The organism is Paraburkholderia steynii (assembly GCF_900100565.1).
Classification (GTDB): Bacteria; Pseudomonadota; Gammaproteobacteria; order Burkholderiales; family Burkholderiaceae; genus Paraburkholderia; species Paraburkholderia terrae.
Genome location: NZ_FNDI01000002.1, coordinates 107,777 through 123,156 on the forward strand (window position 1 = coordinate 107,777; position 15,380 = coordinate 123,156).

General features: G+C 62.5%; 16 protein-coding genes. 6 read left to right on the forward strand and 10 right to left on the reverse strand.

The window, feature by feature from the left end; genetic code table 11:
* Nucleotides 1-108: 108 nt before the first annotated feature.
* Entirely contained in the window at nucleotides 109-1,635 is a 1,527-nt protein-coding gene (locus BLT65_RS04435; protein WP_042308745.1) for a UxaA family hydrolase, read from the forward strand.
* A gap of 136 nt (nucleotides 1,636-1,771) precedes the next feature.
* Nucleotides 1,772-2,749: a 2-keto-3-deoxygluconate permease gene (locus BLT65_RS04440; RefSeq protein WP_091775211.1), complete on the forward strand. Its 978-nt coding sequence runs from the start codon at nucleotides 1,772-1,774 to the stop codon at nucleotides 2,747-2,749.
* 315 nt (nucleotides 2,750-3,064) lie between these two features.
* On the opposite strand, the gene BLT65_RS04445 is transcribed toward BLT65_RS04440, so the two are convergent.
* Nucleotides 3,065-4,468 carry an aminotransferase-like domain-containing protein gene (locus BLT65_RS04445; protein WP_244186416.1) on the reverse strand — a complete coding sequence of 468 codons (1,404 nt, stop codon included), beginning with the start codon at nucleotides 4,466-4,468 and terminating at the stop codon, nucleotides 3,065-3,067.
* A 307-nt stretch (nucleotides 4,469-4,775) separates the two neighbouring features.
* Here BLT65_RS04445 and cyoA point away from each other — a divergent pair, with 307 nt between their 5' ends.
* The 4 genes from cyoA to cyoD are packed head-to-tail and all read left to right on the forward strand — an operon-like array spanning nucleotide 4,776 to nucleotide 8,651.
* On the forward strand, nucleotides 4,776-5,636 hold the full coding sequence (cyoA, locus tag BLT65_RS04450; RefSeq protein WP_091775215.1) for a ubiquinol oxidase subunit II: 861 nt from the start codon (nucleotides 4,776-4,778) through the stop codon (nucleotides 5,634-5,636).
* A gap of 5 nt (nucleotides 5,637-5,641) precedes the next feature.
* Nucleotides 5,642-7,645, forward strand: coding sequence for a cytochrome o ubiquinol oxidase subunit I (gene cyoB / locus BLT65_RS04455; RefSeq protein ID WP_091775218.1), 2,004 nt, complete (start codon nucleotides 5,642-5,644; stop codon nucleotides 7,643-7,645).
* A gap of 2 nt (nucleotides 7,646-7,647) precedes the next feature.
* Nucleotides 7,648-8,271, forward strand: a complete 624-nt coding sequence (gene cyoC, locus BLT65_RS04460) for a cytochrome o ubiquinol oxidase subunit III (protein ID WP_091775220.1) — start codon at nucleotides 7,648-7,650, stop codon at nucleotides 8,269-8,271.
* Nucleotides 8,268-8,651, forward strand: coding sequence for a cytochrome o ubiquinol oxidase subunit IV (gene cyoD, locus BLT65_RS04465; RefSeq protein WP_091775223.1), 384 nt, complete (start codon nucleotides 8,268-8,270; stop codon nucleotides 8,649-8,651). The genes cyoC and cyoD overlap by 4 nt, the downstream gene beginning before the upstream one ends.
* Before the next feature lie 57 nt (nucleotides 8,652-8,708).
* Here cyoD and BLT65_RS04470 read toward each other — a convergent pair whose 3' ends face one another.
* From BLT65_RS04470 to sctS, 9 genes are all read right to left on the reverse strand, one after another.
* Nucleotides 8,709-9,116 carry a DUF934 domain-containing protein gene (locus tag BLT65_RS04470; RefSeq protein ID WP_042308584.1) on the reverse strand — a complete coding sequence of 136 codons (408 nt, stop codon included), beginning with the start codon at nucleotides 9,114-9,116 and terminating at the stop codon, nucleotides 8,709-8,711.
* Nucleotides 9,113-10,903, reverse strand: a complete 1,791-nt coding sequence (locus BLT65_RS04475) for a nitrite/sulfite reductase (protein WP_091775226.1) — start codon at nucleotides 10,901-10,903, stop codon at nucleotides 9,113-9,115. Before BLT65_RS04475 ends, BLT65_RS04470 begins: the two co-directional genes overlap by 4 nt.
* Before the next feature lie 234 nt (nucleotides 10,904-11,137).
* Nucleotides 11,138-11,599 (reverse strand): MEKHLA domain-containing protein, encoded by a 462-nt coding sequence (locus BLT65_RS04480; protein WP_091775229.1) that lies wholly within the window; start codon nucleotides 11,597-11,599, stop codon nucleotides 11,138-11,140.
* Nucleotides 11,600-11,663: 64 nt separating this feature from the next.
* Nucleotides 11,664-12,119, reverse strand: a complete 456-nt coding sequence (locus BLT65_RS04485; RefSeq protein WP_007579462.1) for a CesT family type III secretion system chaperone — start codon at nucleotides 12,117-12,119, stop codon at nucleotides 11,664-11,666.
* Between the two features lie 83 nt (nucleotides 12,120-12,202).
* A complete protein-coding gene (locus BLT65_RS04490) occupies nucleotides 12,203-12,424 on the reverse strand; it encodes a hypothetical protein (RefSeq protein ID WP_042308577.1) in 222 nt (73 codons plus the stop codon).
* A gap of 80 nt (nucleotides 12,425-12,504) precedes the next feature.
* Nucleotides 12,505-12,747 (reverse strand): type III secretion protein, encoded by a 243-nt coding sequence (locus BLT65_RS04495; protein WP_091775232.1) that lies wholly within the window; start codon nucleotides 12,745-12,747, stop codon nucleotides 12,505-12,507.
* A gap of 2 nt (nucleotides 12,748-12,749) precedes the next feature.
* A complete protein-coding gene (locus tag BLT65_RS04500; protein ID WP_091775235.1) occupies nucleotides 12,750-14,000 on the reverse strand; it encodes a type III secretion protein in 1,251 nt (416 codons plus the stop codon).
* A gap of 136 nt (nucleotides 14,001-14,136) precedes the next feature.
* On the reverse strand, nucleotides 14,137-15,111 hold the full coding sequence (locus BLT65_RS04505; protein ID WP_091775238.1) for a hypothetical protein: 975 nt from the start codon (nucleotides 15,109-15,111) through the stop codon (nucleotides 14,137-14,139).
* On the reverse strand, nucleotides 15,108-15,371 hold the full coding sequence (gene sctS, locus BLT65_RS04510; RefSeq protein ID WP_091775241.1) for a type III secretion system export apparatus subunit SctS: 264 nt from the start codon (nucleotides 15,369-15,371) through the stop codon (nucleotides 15,108-15,110). The genes BLT65_RS04505 and sctS overlap by 4 nt, the downstream gene beginning before the upstream one ends.
* Between the last annotated feature and the right edge of the window lie 9 nt (nucleotides 15,372-15,380).

Below are 15,380 nucleotides of genomic sequence, written 5' to 3' on the forward strand. Positions count from 1 at the left end.
CGTGTCATACCGGGCCGACCGCAATATGAGTCCGCGCCGGCAAACGCTCCGCACTTCAGCAGAGAGCGTCGCCTGCCCTAACCCACAATCCGAAACAGGAGGACCATGATGAGCCAGGTCACACTCGCGATCAAACTGCACGACAACGACGATGTACTCATTGCGCGCGGCGCGCTCACCGCCGGCACTATTCTCGCTGATTTCGACAATCTCGTTGCATCGGCTGACATTCCTGCGGCACACAAGATCGCGTGCCGCGACGTTGCACAAGGTGCGCCCGTGCGGCGCTACGGCCAGATCATCGGCTTTGCGACGCAGCCGATTCGTGCAGGCGATCACGTACACGTTCACAACGTGTCGATGGGCGACTTCGCGCGCGATTACGCGTTCGGCGAAGACATGAAGCAGGTCGATGCCGCTACAGTGCCGCTCACGTTCAACGGCTTCCGGCGAGCAGACGGCCGCGTCGCAACCCGTAACTACATTGGCGTGGTCAGCACCGTGAACTGCTCGGCCACCGTCACGAAGCTGGTCGCGCAGCACTTCGCACAACCGGGCGCGCTCGACGCGTTTCCGAACGTCGACGGCATCGTGCCGATCACGCACAGCTTCGGCTGCTGTATCGACCATCATGGCGAGGGCATCCAGCAACTGCGCCGCACGGTTGGCGGATATGTGAAGCATCCGAACTTTGCGGGCATCGTCATCATCGGTCTTGGCTGCGAAGCGAACCAGATGGGCGCCATGTTCATCGCCGAGGGCGTCGAGCCGGGCCCGCTGCTGGTGCCGCTCGTGATGCAGGAAGAAGGTGGTACGCAAAAGACCGTCGATGCCGCCATCGCCGCAGTCAAAAACATGTTGCCTGTCGCAAACCAGGCCGTGCGTGAGCCGGTTCCCGTTTCGCACATCAATATCGCGCTGCAGTGTGGCGGCTCCGACGGCTATTCGGGCATCACGGCGAATCCGGCGCTGGGTGCGGCTGTCGATCTGCTGGTGCGGCACGGCGGTACGGCGATCCTGTCGGAAACGCCGGAAATCTATGGCGCAGAGCATTTGCTGACACGTCGTGCCGTGAGCAAAGAAGTGGGCGAGAAGATTGTCGAGCGGATTCACTGGTGGGAAGACTACGCGAAGCGCGAGAAGGGCAGCATCGACAACAACCCGACGCCGGGCAACAAGGCTGGCGGTCTCACGACCATTCTCGAGAAATCGCTTGGTGCCGTTGCCAAGAGCGGCTCGTCGCCACTGATGGGCGTGTACCGCTACGCCGAGCCGATCGATACACACGGACTCGTCTTCATGGACGCGCCGGGCTATGACCCGATGGGCGCGACCGGACAGATCGCGAGCGGCGCGAATCTCGTCGTGTTCACGACGGGGCGCGGCTCCTGTTTCGGCGCCAAACCCGCGCCGTCAATCAAGCTAGCGACGAACTCGACCATGTACAAGCGGATGGCCGATGACATGGACATCAACTGCGGCGACATCATGGACGGCACCGTGAGCGTGGAGCAGAAGGGCGAAGAAATTTTCCGGATGATCCTCGACGTTGCATCGGGCCACAAGAGCAAGAGCGAAGCGCTTGGCGTAGGCAACGAGGAATTCGTGCCCTGGATGATTGGCGCGCAGATGTAAAAGCCGCGCGCATCAGGTTGCGCGATGCGCATTCGTGCGGTGTAGCTGGAGCCTCCGGTTTCCGGCGCACCGCACGCCGCAAGACAAATGCTGGTCGGGCCATGTCGAACCCGCGCCAGGATCAAGGAGACTCGACATGAAAATCAAACAGGCTATCGAACGCTTTCCTGGCGGCATGATGGTCATCCCTTTGCTTTGGGGTAGCTTGCTCAACACCTTCGCACCGAAGGTGTTGGGTATCGGCAGTTTTTCGACCCAGCTCGCGCATGGCGCGCTGCCCATTCTCGCTGTGTTCTTCGTTTGCATGGGCGCCGAGATTCAACTGCGCACAGCACCGCGTGCGCTGAAGAACGGGGCTGCCATCACCCTCGCCAAGCTCGCGAGCGGCGTGCTCATTGGTTTGCTCGTCAGCAAGCTATTCGGGGCGAACGGGTTTCTCGGTCTCTCCGGCATGGCGATCATCGCCGCCGTGACGAACGCGAACATGGGACTGTACGCAGCGTTGACCCGGCAGTTTGGCGACGAGGTCGATCGGGGCGCGCTTGCGGTCCTGTCGATCCTGGAAGGGCCGTTCGTGACCATGCTCGCGCTGGGATTGTCCGGGTTGGCGAAGATCCCGGTTCTCGATCTCGTTGCAACCGTGCTGCCGATCGTCATCGGCATGGTGCTGGGAAATATCGACCCCGACATGCGCAAGTTCCTCAAGTCAGGCGGCGATTTGCTGATCCCGTTCTTTGCGTTCGGTCTCGGCGCGCAAATCAATCTGCACGCCATTCTCGGCGCGGGCTTGTCAGGGATCGTCCTTGGTCTGATTACGCTTGGGGTAGGCGCGGTATTCAACGTAATCGCATCGCGCCTGTTCGGCGGTTCAGGTGTGGGCGGCGTAGCGTCGGCTACCACGGCGGGCAACGCGGTTGCGACGCCGACTGCGATTGCGGCCGTCGATCCTCATCTCGGCGCACTGGTCGCCGTGGCGACGCCTCAGATCGCCGCATCCACGATCGTCACCTCGCTGCTCGCGCCATTGCTGACCGCCGCGTATGCACGCTGGCGCACGCGTCGGCTGGGCAGGGTTGCGGATGATGTAGCAGTCGTCGCGCACGCCGACGTGTGAACACAGCGGGCGCGTGCCGCGAAGGGGCGCGAATGCGCTAATGCTGTTGCTACATCGAGGCGCAATGAAAAAACCCCGACGCCTGTGGGCGCCGGGGTCTAGTGCTTGCCACGCTCGATACATAATTGCTGCAGGCTCTGCGGGTTGAAGGCCGAGGCCTCGGGCACTCGCGCAGTGATCCCAACGCGCTTCGTTAAAAGGAGGAAGGAAATGCTCGAAGCGCGTTGAGCGAATTATTCGTGTGCAGCCGTGTTTCGTACAGCAGCAGTTGACGATGATTTCAGCGCAGCAGATGCAATGAGTGAATGTGTCGTGCTAAACCAGCAAGCGGTTATCGGCGGAAGGCTTGCGTTCGACGAGCGCCGCGAGCCTGCGCAATGCCGACGTCAATTCCGTGCGCCGCGTGCAGCCGCCAAGCGAAATACGGATCGCGTTCGGCACGTCGCCGGTCTGGCAAAACGCGGAAGAGGGTGCGACCACGAGACCTTCCGTGCTCGCCGCCGCCGCAAGGCTTTGCGCCGCCCAGTGCGCAGGCAAGGGCTGCCACACGTGAATCGCGCCGCTGGACGCGGGCATGCTCACCGTCGACAGTATCTGGTTTGCCGCAAGCAGGCGCTCTCCCGATTCCTTCAGTATCCCCGCCAGCACGTCCGCTGCCGTGCCGTCGAGTATCCATTGCGTGACCAGTGCGGTGGTGAGTGGCGGCGACATCAGCGACAGCGAGCGCAGCGCCTTCAGAAACGCTTCCTGCGCTGCGGCGGCAGGCAACACGAGAAATGCGGCACGCAAGCCCGGCGAGATGCATTTGGACAACGTGGACAGGTAATACACCTGCTGCGGTGCGAGACTGGCGAGCGGCGCGGGCGGATCGTCGGCAAAGAGCCAATAGGGATCGTCTTCGACGACAGGCACATTGCGACGCGCCGCCACGGCCAGGATTTCCTTGCGGCGACGCTCAGGCATCGTATACGCGGTCGGGTTGCGGATGGTCGGGTTCAGATAGATCAGCCCACCCTCGGTGCGCGAGCAAGCGGCTTCGAGCGCGTCGGGCCGCATGCCGTGCTCGTCGGACGCGATCGTGTCGAGCGTGCGGCCTAGCTGCCGCGCGATCAGTGGCAAGCCCGGATAGATCAGCTGTTCGGTGAAAATGGGCGCGTTCTGCTGCGTGAGCGCCAGTATCAGCGCGGCGAGCGCCGAATGCGCGCCTGGTGTCACGACGACGCGCGACGGGTCCACGCGCCCGAGTATCGGCTTGAGCCATGCGGCGCCCGCCTGCCGGTCCGTATCGCTGCCGCCGCCCAGTTGATAGGTCATCAACAGATCGATGTCGCTGCGCACCAGCACCTGCGACAGTCCGCGCCTGAGCAACACCGCGAGATCGAGGTCAGCCGGCGGCGGCGGAATGTTCATGCTCAGATCGACTTGCTGCATGAACGTCGCTATCGGTGGCGCGATGAACGTACCCAGCGGGCCGCGCGATTCGATCAGGTTGCGCCGGTGCGCCTCGGCAAAGCCGCGCGTCACGGTGGTCAGATCGACGCCGATCATCTCAGCGAGCTTGCGTTGCGGCGGCAGCCGGTCGCCCGGATTCAGTTTGCCGTTCGCGACGCCGCGCTCGATCAGATCGACGATCTGCAGATAGCGCGCCTTGCCGTTGTCTGCGAAGTCAGTGATCCAGTCCGGCCGCCGCGCGGTGCGTTTTCTTGAAGATGAAGTCATGTGTGGCAACTTGTCGCGCATGTATGGTGTATGTCTTACTCTAGCATGCGCCGCCATAGCCTATGTATGTATCCGCCGCAAGGCCATAGCCATAGCGGAAGCTCGCGCGTGTACGACGGTTGGGGGATAGATGCATGGGGCTATGTAACCCGGCAACCAACCTGAAAGCATGCGCAACCCACCTACACACGGGGGTTCCCCCCAATCAGCGGGACGATGGTTCCGCTCCCCTCCATTTCGAAGGCAACTCGTACGCGCAGGCCGCGTCGCCGCGACCGGCGCGCTGAGCCTGCTCGGCGGCTGCAGCATGGTGCTCTTCAATCCGAAAGGCGACATCGGCGAGCAGGAGAAAAACCTGATCCTGATCGCGCTCGGCCTGATGCTGCTGGTCGTGATTCCCGTGATCGCGCTGACGCTGTATTTCGCGTGGCGCTACCGGGCGTCGAACACGAAGGCGAAGTACGCGCCAACGTGGGCGCATTCGACCACCATCGAAGTCGTCGTGTGGACCATTCCGTGCATCATCGTCGCGACGCTTGCGGTGCTGATATGGAAGACAACGCATAGCCTTGATCCATACAAGCCGATCGAATCGAACGTGAAGCCCGTTCGCGTCGAAGTGGTCGCGCTGAACTGGAAGTGGCTGTTCATCTACCCGGACTACGGCGTGGCCTCCGTCAACCAGCTTGCGCTGCCCGTCGATACGCCCGTCGATTTCCGTCTGACGGCGGAATCGCTGATGAATTCGTTCTTCATCCCGCAACTGGGCAGCCAGGTTTACGCGATGTCCGGCATGCAGACGCAACTGCATCTGATCGCGAACAGCTCGGGCACGTATGCGGGCCGCTCGTCGGCGTTCAGCGGGCCGGGCTTCTCGGACATGAACTTCGACACGGTCGTGACGAGCCGCGGTGAATTCGATGCATGGGTCGCGCGCGCAAAGGCGTCGCCACAGGCGCTCGACGTGACGGCCTACGACAGCTTGCAGCAACCGAGCAAAAAGAACCCCGTGACGCTGTACAGCAACGTGGCGCCGGGACTGTTCGACGGCATCGTCTATCAGTACATGCGTGACGCGGCAGGCCGCCCGATCTGCACGACGGCCAACGCTGACATGTATATCAAGCCGGCTCGCTTGCCTTCACACGCAGCTTTGGTATCGGAGTAGTGGATATGTTTGGAAAACTTACGCTCGATGCGATCCCGTATCACGAGCCCATCATCATGGGTACGCTCGGCGTCGTCATACTGGGCGGCCTCGCACTGCTCGGCGCGATCACGTATGTGGGCAAGTGGTCGTATCTGTGGAAGGAGTGGATCACATCCGTCGATCACAAGCGGATCGGCGTGATGTACATCATCCTCGCGCTCATCATGCTGCTGCGCGGTTTTGCCGACGCGATCATGATGCGCGCCCAGCAGGCCGTCGCGTTCGGCGACTCAGCGGGCTACCTGCCGCCGCATCACTACGACCAGATCTTCACCGCGCACGGCGTGATCATGATCTTCTTCGTCGCGACGCCGCTGATTCTCGGCCTGATGAACGTCGTCGTGCCGCTGCAGATCGGCGCGCGCGACGTTGCGTATCCGTTCGTCAATTCGCTGGGCTTCTGGCTGTCGGCCGTTGGCGCGGTGCTGGTGATGATCTCGATGTTCGTCGGTGACTTCGCGGCGACGGGCTGGGTTGCGTATCCGCCGCTGTCCGAGCTTGGCTACAGTCCAACCACGGGCGTCGACTATTACATATGGTCGCTACAGGTGTCCGGTTTAGGCACCACGCTGAGCGGCATCAACTTCATCGTGACGATTCTGCGCATGCGCGCACCGGGTCTGAATCTGATGAAGATGCCCGTGTTCTGCTGGACGGCGCTGATCACGAACATCCTGATCGTCGCGGTGTTCCCGGTGCTGACGGGCACGCTCGCGCTGCTGACGATGGACCGCTATCTCGACATGCACTTCTTCACGAACGAGCTGGGCGGCAACGCGATGATGTACATCAACCTGATCTGGGTGTGGGGCCACCCCGAGGTGTACATCCTGATTCTGCCTGCATTCGGCGCGTTCTCGGAAATCATCTCCACGTTCTCCGGCAAACCGCTGTTCGGCTACAAGTCGATGGTGTATGCGACGTCGTCAATTGGCGTGCTGTCGTTCTTCGTGTGGCTGCATCACTTCTTCACGATGGGCTCGGGCGCGAACGTCAACGCGTTCTTCGGCATCATGACGTCGATCATCTCGGTGCCGACGGGCGTGAAGCTGTTCAACTGGCTCTTCACGATGTATCGCGGCCGCATCCGCTACCACACGTCCACGCTCTGGACGATCGGCTTCATGGTGACGTTCGCCGTCGGCGGCATGACGGGCGTGCTGCTTGCCGTGCCGGGCGCGGACTTTGTGCTGCACAACAGCCTGTTCCTCGTTGCGCACTTTCACAACGTGATTATCGGCGGCGTGGTGTTCGGCTGTCTCGCGGGCATCAGCTACTGGTTCCCAAAAGTGTTCGGCTTCACGCTCGACGAGTTCTGGGGCAAGGTCGCGTTCTGGTGCTGGCTGGTCGGTTACTGGCTCGCGTTCACGCCGCTGTATATCCTGGGGTTCCAGGGTATGACGCGCCGCATGAATCATTACTCGGTGGCCGAGTGGCATCCGTGGCTGATCGTTGCGCTCGTTGGCGCCGTGATCGTCGGCATGGGCATTCTCGCGTTGCTGATCCAGTTCGCGGTGAGCATCCGCAAGCGCGAGCAGTATCAGGATCTGACGGGCGATCCGTGGGATGCACGCAGTCTCGAATGGTCGACGGCTTCGCCCGCGCCGTTCTATAACTTCGCGCATGTTCCCGTCATCACGTCGCTCGAACAGCATTGGGACAACAAGCAGTCGGGCAGCGCATACGCCCGGCCCACGAAAAAGTACGAAGACATTCATATGCCGCGCAACACGGCGGCGGGCTTCATCATCTCCGCGTTCAGCCTGTTGTTCGGTTTCGCGATGGTGTGGCACATGTGGGTGTTCGCGATCGTCGCGCTGATCGGCATGATCGGCACGTTCATCGCGCGCTCTTATGATCAGGATGTCGACTACTACGTGCCTGCTGCCGAAGTGGAGCGGATCGAGAACGCGCGTTACAGGAAGATCGAAGACGAGCGTGACGAAGAATTTGCGGAGATGGCCTGACCATGAGAAGTGTATCGACCTATCGGGCCGGCGAGCATCACGACGCGCACGGCCACGACCATGACCACGACAGCGGAACCCGCACCACGCTCGGGTTCTGGATTTACCTGATGAGCGACTGCCTGATCTTCGCGACGCTGTTCGCGACCTTCGGCGTGCTCGCCAATGCAACGGCGGGCGGGCCGACGGGCAAGCAGCTGTTCGAGTTGCCGTATGTGCTGGGCGAAACCTTGCTGCTGCTCGCCAGCAGCTTCACGTTCGGCATGGGCGTGCTGAGCATGAATGCGAACCAGCGCGGCAAGGTGGTCGGCTGGCTGGCCGCGACCTTCGTGCTGGGCGCGGCCTTCATCGGCATGGAAATCTATGAGTTCGCCCATCTGATCAGCGACGGCGCCGGACCGTCGACCAGCGCGTTCCTGTCGGGCTATTTCACGCTCGTCGGCACGCACGGCTTGCACGTGACGACGGGGCTGCTATGGATCGTCGTGATGATGCATCAGATCAGCCGCTTCGGTCTGACGCCCGTGACGCGGCGGCGCATTGCGTGCCTGAGCCTCTTCTGGCACTTCCTCGATCTCGTCTGGATCTGTGTGTTCAGTCTTGTCTATCTGCGTGAATTTCTATGAGCAAAACATCTGGATCGAATGTGACGCATGATCACGTTCATGATGCGTCGCATGGCAGCGTGAAGAGCTATGTGGTCGGCATGCTGTTGTCGCTGGTGCTGACGTTCGCGTCGTTCGGCGTGGTGATGACCCACATCGTGCCGCGTTCGATGGGGCTGACGGCTGTAGTCGTGCTGTGCGTCGTGCAACTCGTGGTGCAGTTGCGGTATTTCCTGCACCTGGGTTCATCCGCGGATCAGCGCTCGAACACGGGGATTTTCGTGTGTACGGGGTTGCTGATCGCAATCATCGTCGCGGGTTCGCTGTGGGTCATTCACAACGCGAACGTCAACATGATGCCGACGCAGATTTCGGTCGAGCGCGCGCTGGCACGCGACTAAAGAAGGTCTCCATGTGTTAGCGGCGCTTTGACTTCCGTCAAAGCGCCGCTAACAACTTCAATTCCCCGCTTCCACTTCCCTCCGCCTGAATGGCGCATCGCGCGCCACGTCACCCTGATAGAAGGCGGCGAAGCGATCGAGTTGGCGCTGCGCATCGGCGGGATCGACACCTTCGGCCAGCACAGCACTCGAAAATCCTGTGCGTTCCATCTGACTCAATTGATCCGCGAGCACGTCGCCCGTTGCGCGCAGATCGCCGCTGAAGCCGAGCCGGCGACGAATCAGATACGCCTGGCTGAACGCGCGGCCATCGGTGAAGTTCGGAAAGTGAAGTTCGACCCGTTCCGCTTGAGCGATAGCCTCGCCATAGGCAAACGGATCGGCGTCGTTATCGAGTGTGACGACATGCGTGACAGCGTCGGCGAGATGTTCGGCGGCAGCAAGAATACGGATACGCGATTTCATGCGGACACCTCCATCGGCGCGCGGGCGGCATTGGCGGCCGCCTTGAACGGATCGAGCCCGATACGCCGCACCGTTTCGATGAAACTCTCGCGGCGCGTCCCCGCGTCCGTTCTCTGTTCAACATACGCTCGCAGCACGGCCTCGATCACGTCGGGCACTTCGTGCGCGGAGAACGACGGTCCGATCACCTTGCCCGGTTGCGCAGCGCCACTTGCATGCGAACCGTCGGAGCCGCCGAGCGTGACCTGATACCACTCGGCGCCGTCCTTGTCGACGCCAAGAATGCCGATATGTCCGCTATGGTGATGCCCGCAAGAATTGATGCAGCCGCTGATGTGCAGATCCACTTCGCCAATGTCTTCCAGCTCGTCCATATCCTGATAGCGCTCGGTGATCGCCTCAGCGACAGGCAGCGAGCGCGCATTCGCCAACGCGCAAAAGTCGCCGCCGGGGCACGCGATCATATCCGTCAGCAGATGCACGTTGGCGCTCGCCAGTCCCACGCTGCGCGCGGTTTCCCACAGCGCGAGCAGATCGTTTTCATGCACCCAGGGCAGCACGATATTCTGCGTATGCGTGACACGCGCTTCGCCGGCCGAGAAGCGGTCGACGAGTTCGGCGACCTGATCGAGCTGATCGGCGGATGCATCGCCCGGCGCCTGCAACAGGCGCTTGAACGACAACGTGACGATGCGCAGTGACGGATTCCTGTGCGGCGCGACGTTGCGCTCCAGCCAGCGCGCAAATTGCGGAATGCTCGCGGACGCGTCGTGAATCGCCTTGCGAGCGAGCGGGTCCGACGGGTTGTCGACAGAGCCGGTTGACGGCTGCACGAAGTACGCGCTGACGCGTTCGAGTTCTGCTTGCGGAATGGTATGCGGTCCGCCGTCATGCTCGACGATCTGGCGAAACTCTTCTTCGACTTCATCGATGTACTTCTGGCCTTCCGCCTTCACGAGTATCTTGATGCGCGCCTTGTACTTGTTGTCGCGCCGCCCGTACTGGTTGTACACGCGGACCACGGCCTCGATGTAGTTCATGATGTGTTGCCACGGCAAAAACTCGCGCAGCACCGTGCCGATGACGGGCGTGCGTCCCATGCCGCCGCCGACCATCACGCGAAACCCGAGTTCGCCGTTCTCGCCGTAACGCAGCCGCAACCCGACATCGTGCCAATCCGTCGCCGCGCGGTCATCGCTTGCACCTGTAATCGCGATCTTGAACTTGCGTGGCAAAAACGCGAACTCGGGATGCAGCGTGGTCCACTGTCGCATGATTTCAGCGAACGGGCGCGGGTCCGCGATTTCGTCGGGCGCCACGCCCGCGCGCTCGTCGCAGGAAATGTTGCGGATGCAGTTGCCGCTCGTCTGGATGCCATGCATGTTGACGGTCGCCAGCAGGTCCATCACATCGGCGGCCTTCGAGAGCGGAATCCAGTTGAACTGCACGTTGGTGCGCGTCGTGAAGTGTGCGTGATGGGTCGGCAGCCGAACGGTGCCGAGCTTGCGCTGCGCATCCAGCGCCTGCCGATAGACATCCGCTTCCGGCGCGTCGTATTCCCGCGCCACACGCGCGAGCACGCGCAGCTGTGCGCTCGACAACTCGCCATACGGCACCGCGACGCGCAGCATCGGCGCGTGCCGTTGCACATACCAGCCGTTTTGCAGGCGCAGCGGACGAAAGGCGTCTTCGCTCAATCTGCCGTCCTGCCAGCGTTCGATCTGGTCGCGGAACTGCGCGGCGCGATTGAGCAGAAAGGCTTTGTCAAACTCGTTGTACTGATACATGGCTAACCTGGAGGGCGGCGAAAGCATGGTTTTCCAGCTTTCGCCTGGGGACGCGGAACGACGGCCGATAGCATCGGCATGTTCGCTTGAATCTACTGGCGCACGTATCCGCCGACAAGACGCAGATGACGCGAAAATGACCGCAGCAGATGAGAAAACCGGGCAGCGCGCGACAGGACGCGGGCTGCCCGGTTAGAGAGAAGAGGGGAGTTGGGGCTTGCTTTGAGGGCGAATTTATTCAGGCAGCGCCGTGGTATGCGGAATCATCGCGGCTTGGCCGTGCAGCTTGCCGTGCTCGTCGATGAGTTGCCACACGGTCGCGCGTTCGATCCAGAAACGGCGGCCCGTCTTCGCGATGCGTATGCCTCGATAGCCGGTGACGAAACCGTCGCGTGTCACCTGGTCGAGAAACGCCTGACGTTCGCTGCGTTCCGGCGCTTCGGCGGAAAGGCGTGACGGGAGTGCAGTGATTTCATCCCAGTCGTAACCGAACAGGGTCTGCACCCGGCGGTTTCCGTAGACGAACACGGGGTCGTCAGCGGTATTGTGCGCGAGCAGCCCGAAGGGTGCATCGTGATACAGCCACGCGACGGCATCTTCGGCGCGCTCATACTTTGGGACGAGTTCGGTGCCCAGCAGACGCGCATAACTCCCTGTGAGCAGGTTGAAAAAATTCAGGTCGGTGCGTAAATCCATTGGTTTTCCATCTTCAGGCCGTGTCGGAGGACATTCTAGCGTGGCCTAGTATCTCGTGAAGAAGTCATGCCCGTATCCACGAGAAGTTGCCCGACACGATCGCTTCGAAACGCTCGTCGCTGGCTTCAAGAATGCTCTGCTTCCAGTACGCGCCATGTTCCGAATAGTGGGCGAGCAGATCGGCGAGCGTTTCGCCCGTCGGTGCATCGGCGAATGGCACGCGCACGAGCAGCACGACGTTGCCGTAGTCGGAGTCGAGCCCGAGTTGCGCCTGGTCTTGCGCATACACGAGCAGATTCGCTTCGAGCATGAGCCGGTAGACGGTCGTGATGCGCCCCGCCGTCACCGCGCCGAAGTCGAAGCTCAGGTAGATCGCGTCCGGATCTTCGTCGAAGCAGTCGAGCCGCACATCGAGCCCACCCACTTCGATCGAATGTGTCTGCAACACGTGCTCGACGTCGGGCAAGCCGACCGCCTCGCACAGCGATGCAACGAGTTCTGCATAACGATCTTCACTCACGGTGCGAATACCCGCTCAAACAAAGGAGAATCCTGCAAGGCGTCAAACGGCTGGCCGCTGCGCGAGCGGCCAGCCAGCCTGCGTTACGATGCCTGCGCGGCCTTCTGGATGCTCGACGCACCCGACTTCATCGCTTCGCCGAGCGCCTGCAGCAGGCTCGCATTCGATTGCGCTTGCGCGATTTCGAGCTGCTGTTGGGCGTTGTTGTTGATCGTCGCTTCGGCGCTTGCCGTCGCGCTGCTCGAGTTGACGCCGTTCGTGACGGCGCCCAGTGCGGATGTTGCTGCCGTTGCAATACCGGGCATGGTGGCTCTCCTGGAAAGTTCCGGCAGACGGTATGTCGAACCGGTGGTTGAAAAAACGGAATGAAATGACGTTCGACGCGTCAGCCGCGCAACGCGTCCTCGCGCAACTGCCCGACGATGCGGCTCGCGGCGACCAGCCCGCGATAGATGCGGGCGCGCGCATCGCGGTCGGCGGCCGTGCCGTCTGCCGCGTGATTGAGCTGCTCGGCGCTCTCTTCGAGCGCCTTGCGCAGTTCGGCGACGCGCGCATCGGCGTCGGCGGCTGTCACGACGTTCTGCAACTGCATGAAGTGTTGCGCGTGGCGTTCAATGGCTTCGTACATGGTCATCTCCGTAACGTGTCGGCCGTCTGCGCGACGGACGCCTGGGGTGGATCGAGCACATGCCGCGAGGCGGCAGGTCCGGTGAGCTGTTTTGCAAGCGGCGAGGGCGGTTCGTTTGCTGCTTTCGAAACGGGTGGCGTGGCATCGCTTGCGGGTTGCTGGGTGTCGGCTGCTGCGGGCGCTGCGGGGTCGCTGGCCGCGGCAGGTGCGCTTGCGCTCGCGTCGTTGTCGAGGATGAAGATGTGCTTCACGCCATCGGGCGTTTGCGCATAGCGCACCGTATCCGACGAGACAATCGCGATATAGCTCGCGCCCGCCGGTGCGTCAGCCTGCTCGGCGCCTGTTGCGTCGATGCGGATGTCTTTCACGTTGGTGGGCAGATCCGGACGGATGCGCTTCACGCCTTGCTGCAACGCGTCCATGTCGACGTCCTTGCCCGCAATAGCGAACACGCCATTGCCGTCGTAATGCACGCTGATTCCCGCGACGGGCAAGCTCTCGCCAATGCTGCGCCGGATCACTTCGGCGATGCCGTACTGCGCCTGCACACGCGGCGACGTGATCGATGCAAGCAGGCGCCGCGCGGCGAGATTCTCCGATTCGCTCGCGACGAGCCCGCGAACTAGCACGCCGCCGTGACCATCGAGCGATGCTCGCAGTTCGTTCAGATGCGCAGCCGCGAACTCACGGTTCACGTTTTCCATCGCGGCGACGTCGTTGGGCAGCATCGATGCCTTCGCGCGCGTCGTCATCGACAAGGCGCTGACGCATGCGATTACAGCCAATGCAACACAAGCCGCGCCGAGTGCGACGAACGTGCGGCGCCGCGAGCGTTGCTGGCTGCGCTGGTCGTCCTCGGGCTGGGCGGGCTTTAATAGCGTCGACAGCAGCGCGAGATCGCTGGGCCATTCGACATCGTCAGGCCCGATGCAGATCACGCTCTGGTCGAACTGCATCGGTAGAAAGTCGAGCATGAAGATGGACGCGGTGTCTTCGACGCGTTCGGCCTCTACGTCTTGCTTGTCGGTTTCGTTGTGTGACGCTTCATCGCTTGCGTCAACCCCAGCCTCTTGCACAGCGAGCCGCCGCACGGTCACGACGTCGCTGTCGCCGACTTCGACGATTGCGGACGGCCCCGTCCAGTCGGTGATACGAATGTCGGCGTCGTCATCCGCGTCGATCCGGTAAAGACCGGGGCCGAGCGGTGCGGTCGCGCCAGCATGAATACCCGTCAGGATGCGCAGTTGTTTCATGAGTTCGGTCGGTCAGGCGGAGAAGCGGGGGCAGCTGTCACGCTGTTCCGCTTCCTTCGATGAGTCGCAGATTAATGGACGCATGGGCCGCGATAGGGGCCGCTTGCGAAGGCACTCGCGCGCACGCGAAGTGACTTCAGCTCGCGGATTCAGCGGTACCGGTGGCATCGGCTGGACGCGTGCCGCGCGCGCGTGCGATGCCGTCGAGCGCGGCGTTCGTGCTCACCGCGCGTCCTTCGCGACCCGGCAGAATTGGACCGCCCGCGGTCAGCGCAAGCAGCGGCGCAAGGACGTTGCGAGCCTCTTTAGATGTGTTCGTGCGCGCCGCTGTGCCTGCCGAAGACGCAGACGCCGGCAACGCTTCGCCCGCCTGCCGACGCGCGGCGGCACGCGCCGTGGCGTCCATCAGCGACTGGCGAACCTGGGCGAGCGATGCGAGCGGCAACGCGCCTTCCTGCCGCCGCAGCGCGCGCAATTGCGATAGCGCATCGTGCAGCGAGCGACCGGGCTTTAGCAACGCGTCGCACCAGGCACTCGCCAGCGCTTCACGGCGCGATGAACCGGCAAGTGTCAGCGCATGCGCGGCAAATTCAGGCACGACGCCCGCTGCGCGCTTCGTACCGTTCGCACCATCGAGCATGAGATCGTCATCGTGCTTGCCGTGTTGATCCTGCTGCCGTTGCTGTTGTTTCTGTTCGTCTTGCGGCTGCCCACCGCCGCGCGAGCCTCCGTTGCCGCCGTCGCGGGACACGCGCAGTGCGGGGTTTCGCTGACGGTCGGTGTTTCTCGTGTTCTGAGGCGCTCTCGTGCTGGTGCCTGAACGGCCCGTCGTTGGCCGGCGCGTCGCGGCAAAGCGCGTTGCGGCTGCCTTGCCCTGGCGCTTCCTTAAAAGCGCTTTGGCAAGACGCCGCGCATTCGCCGAGCGCGCCTGCCCCTGCAAATGCGCGTGATGCGCGTGGGCGAAGCGCACGTTATTGCGCAGCGACGTGGCAAAGCGCGCGCGTGCCTGTCGCCGCGCCGGTTCGGTCACGCCCCGTTGCGTCTGCGCGGCCTCCTGGGTGGCCGACGTGCCTGAAGTCCCCGTAGCCGGGCGCGAGTGAAGTGGGTTCATCGCTGTACAGCCGTCAGTAGCAACTGGTTCGCAAAGCGCAGGATCGCCGACGCACCGAGCGGCGCAACCACGATGAGCGCCACCACCACGGCAATCAGCTTGACGCCGAACGACAGCGTCTGATCCTGCAGCGACGTGATTGCCTGCAGGAACGACACCAGCAGGCCGACGCCAGCCGCGACGACGACGACGGGCAGTGACACGTACAGGCACAGCAGCAGCCCTTGCGTCGCGAGGCCGACGAGCGTATCGAGAGTCATGGCAAGTCC

What these genes read in the sequence shown, in the direction of transcription:
- BLT65_RS04500 (WP_091775235.1), bottom strand. Translation starts at nt 14,000, where the DNA reads ATGAAACAACTGCGCATCCTGACGGGTATTCATGCTGGCGCGACCGCA.
- sctS (WP_091775241.1), bottom strand. Translation starts at nt 15,371, where the DNA reads ATGACTCTCGATACGCTCGTCGGCCTCGCGACGCAAGGGCTGCTGCTG.
- BLT65_RS04470 (WP_042308584.1), bottom strand. Translation starts at nt 9,116, where the DNA reads ATGAAATCGCGTATCCGTATTCTTGCTGCCGCCGAACATCTCGCCGAC.
- cyoB (WP_091775218.1), top strand. Translation starts at nt 5,642, where the DNA reads ATGTTTGGAAAACTTACGCTCGATGCGATCCCGTATCACGAGCCCATC.
- cyoD (WP_091775223.1), top strand. Translation starts at nt 8,268, where the DNA reads ATGAGCAAAACATCTGGATCGAATGTGACGCATGATCACGTTCATGAT.
- BLT65_RS04475 (WP_091775226.1), bottom strand. Translation starts at nt 10,903, where the DNA reads ATGTATCAGTACAACGAGTTTGACAAAGCCTTTCTGCTCAATCGCGCC.
- cyoC (WP_091775220.1), top strand. Translation starts at nt 7,648, where the DNA reads ATGAGAAGTGTATCGACCTATCGGGCCGGCGAGCATCACGACGCGCAC.
- BLT65_RS04440 (WP_091775211.1), top strand. Translation starts at nt 1,772, where the DNA reads ATGAAAATCAAACAGGCTATCGAACGCTTTCCTGGCGGCATGATGGTC.
- BLT65_RS04435 (WP_042308745.1), top strand. Translation starts at nt 109, where the DNA reads ATGAGCCAGGTCACACTCGCGATCAAACTGCACGACAACGACGATGTA.
- cyoA (WP_091775215.1), top strand. Translation starts at nt 4,776, where the DNA reads ATGGTGCTCTTCAATCCGAAAGGCGACATCGGCGAGCAGGAGAAAAAC.
- BLT65_RS04445 (WP_244186416.1), bottom strand. Translation starts at nt 4,468, where the DNA reads ATGACTTCATCTTCAAGAAAACGCACCGCGCGGCGGCCGGACTGGATC.
- BLT65_RS04505 (WP_091775238.1), bottom strand. Translation starts at nt 15,111, where the DNA reads ATGAACCCACTTCACTCGCGCCCGGCTACGGGGACTTCAGGCACGTCG.
- BLT65_RS04490 (WP_042308577.1), bottom strand. Translation starts at nt 12,424, where the DNA reads ATGCCCGGTATTGCAACGGCAGCAACATCCGCACTGGGCGCCGTCACG.
- BLT65_RS04495 (WP_091775232.1), bottom strand. Translation starts at nt 12,747, where the DNA reads ATGTACGAAGCCATTGAACGCCACGCGCAACACTTCATGCAGTTGCAG.
- BLT65_RS04480 (WP_091775229.1), bottom strand. Translation starts at nt 11,599, where the DNA reads ATGGATTTACGCACCGACCTGAATTTTTTCAACCTGCTCACAGGGAGT.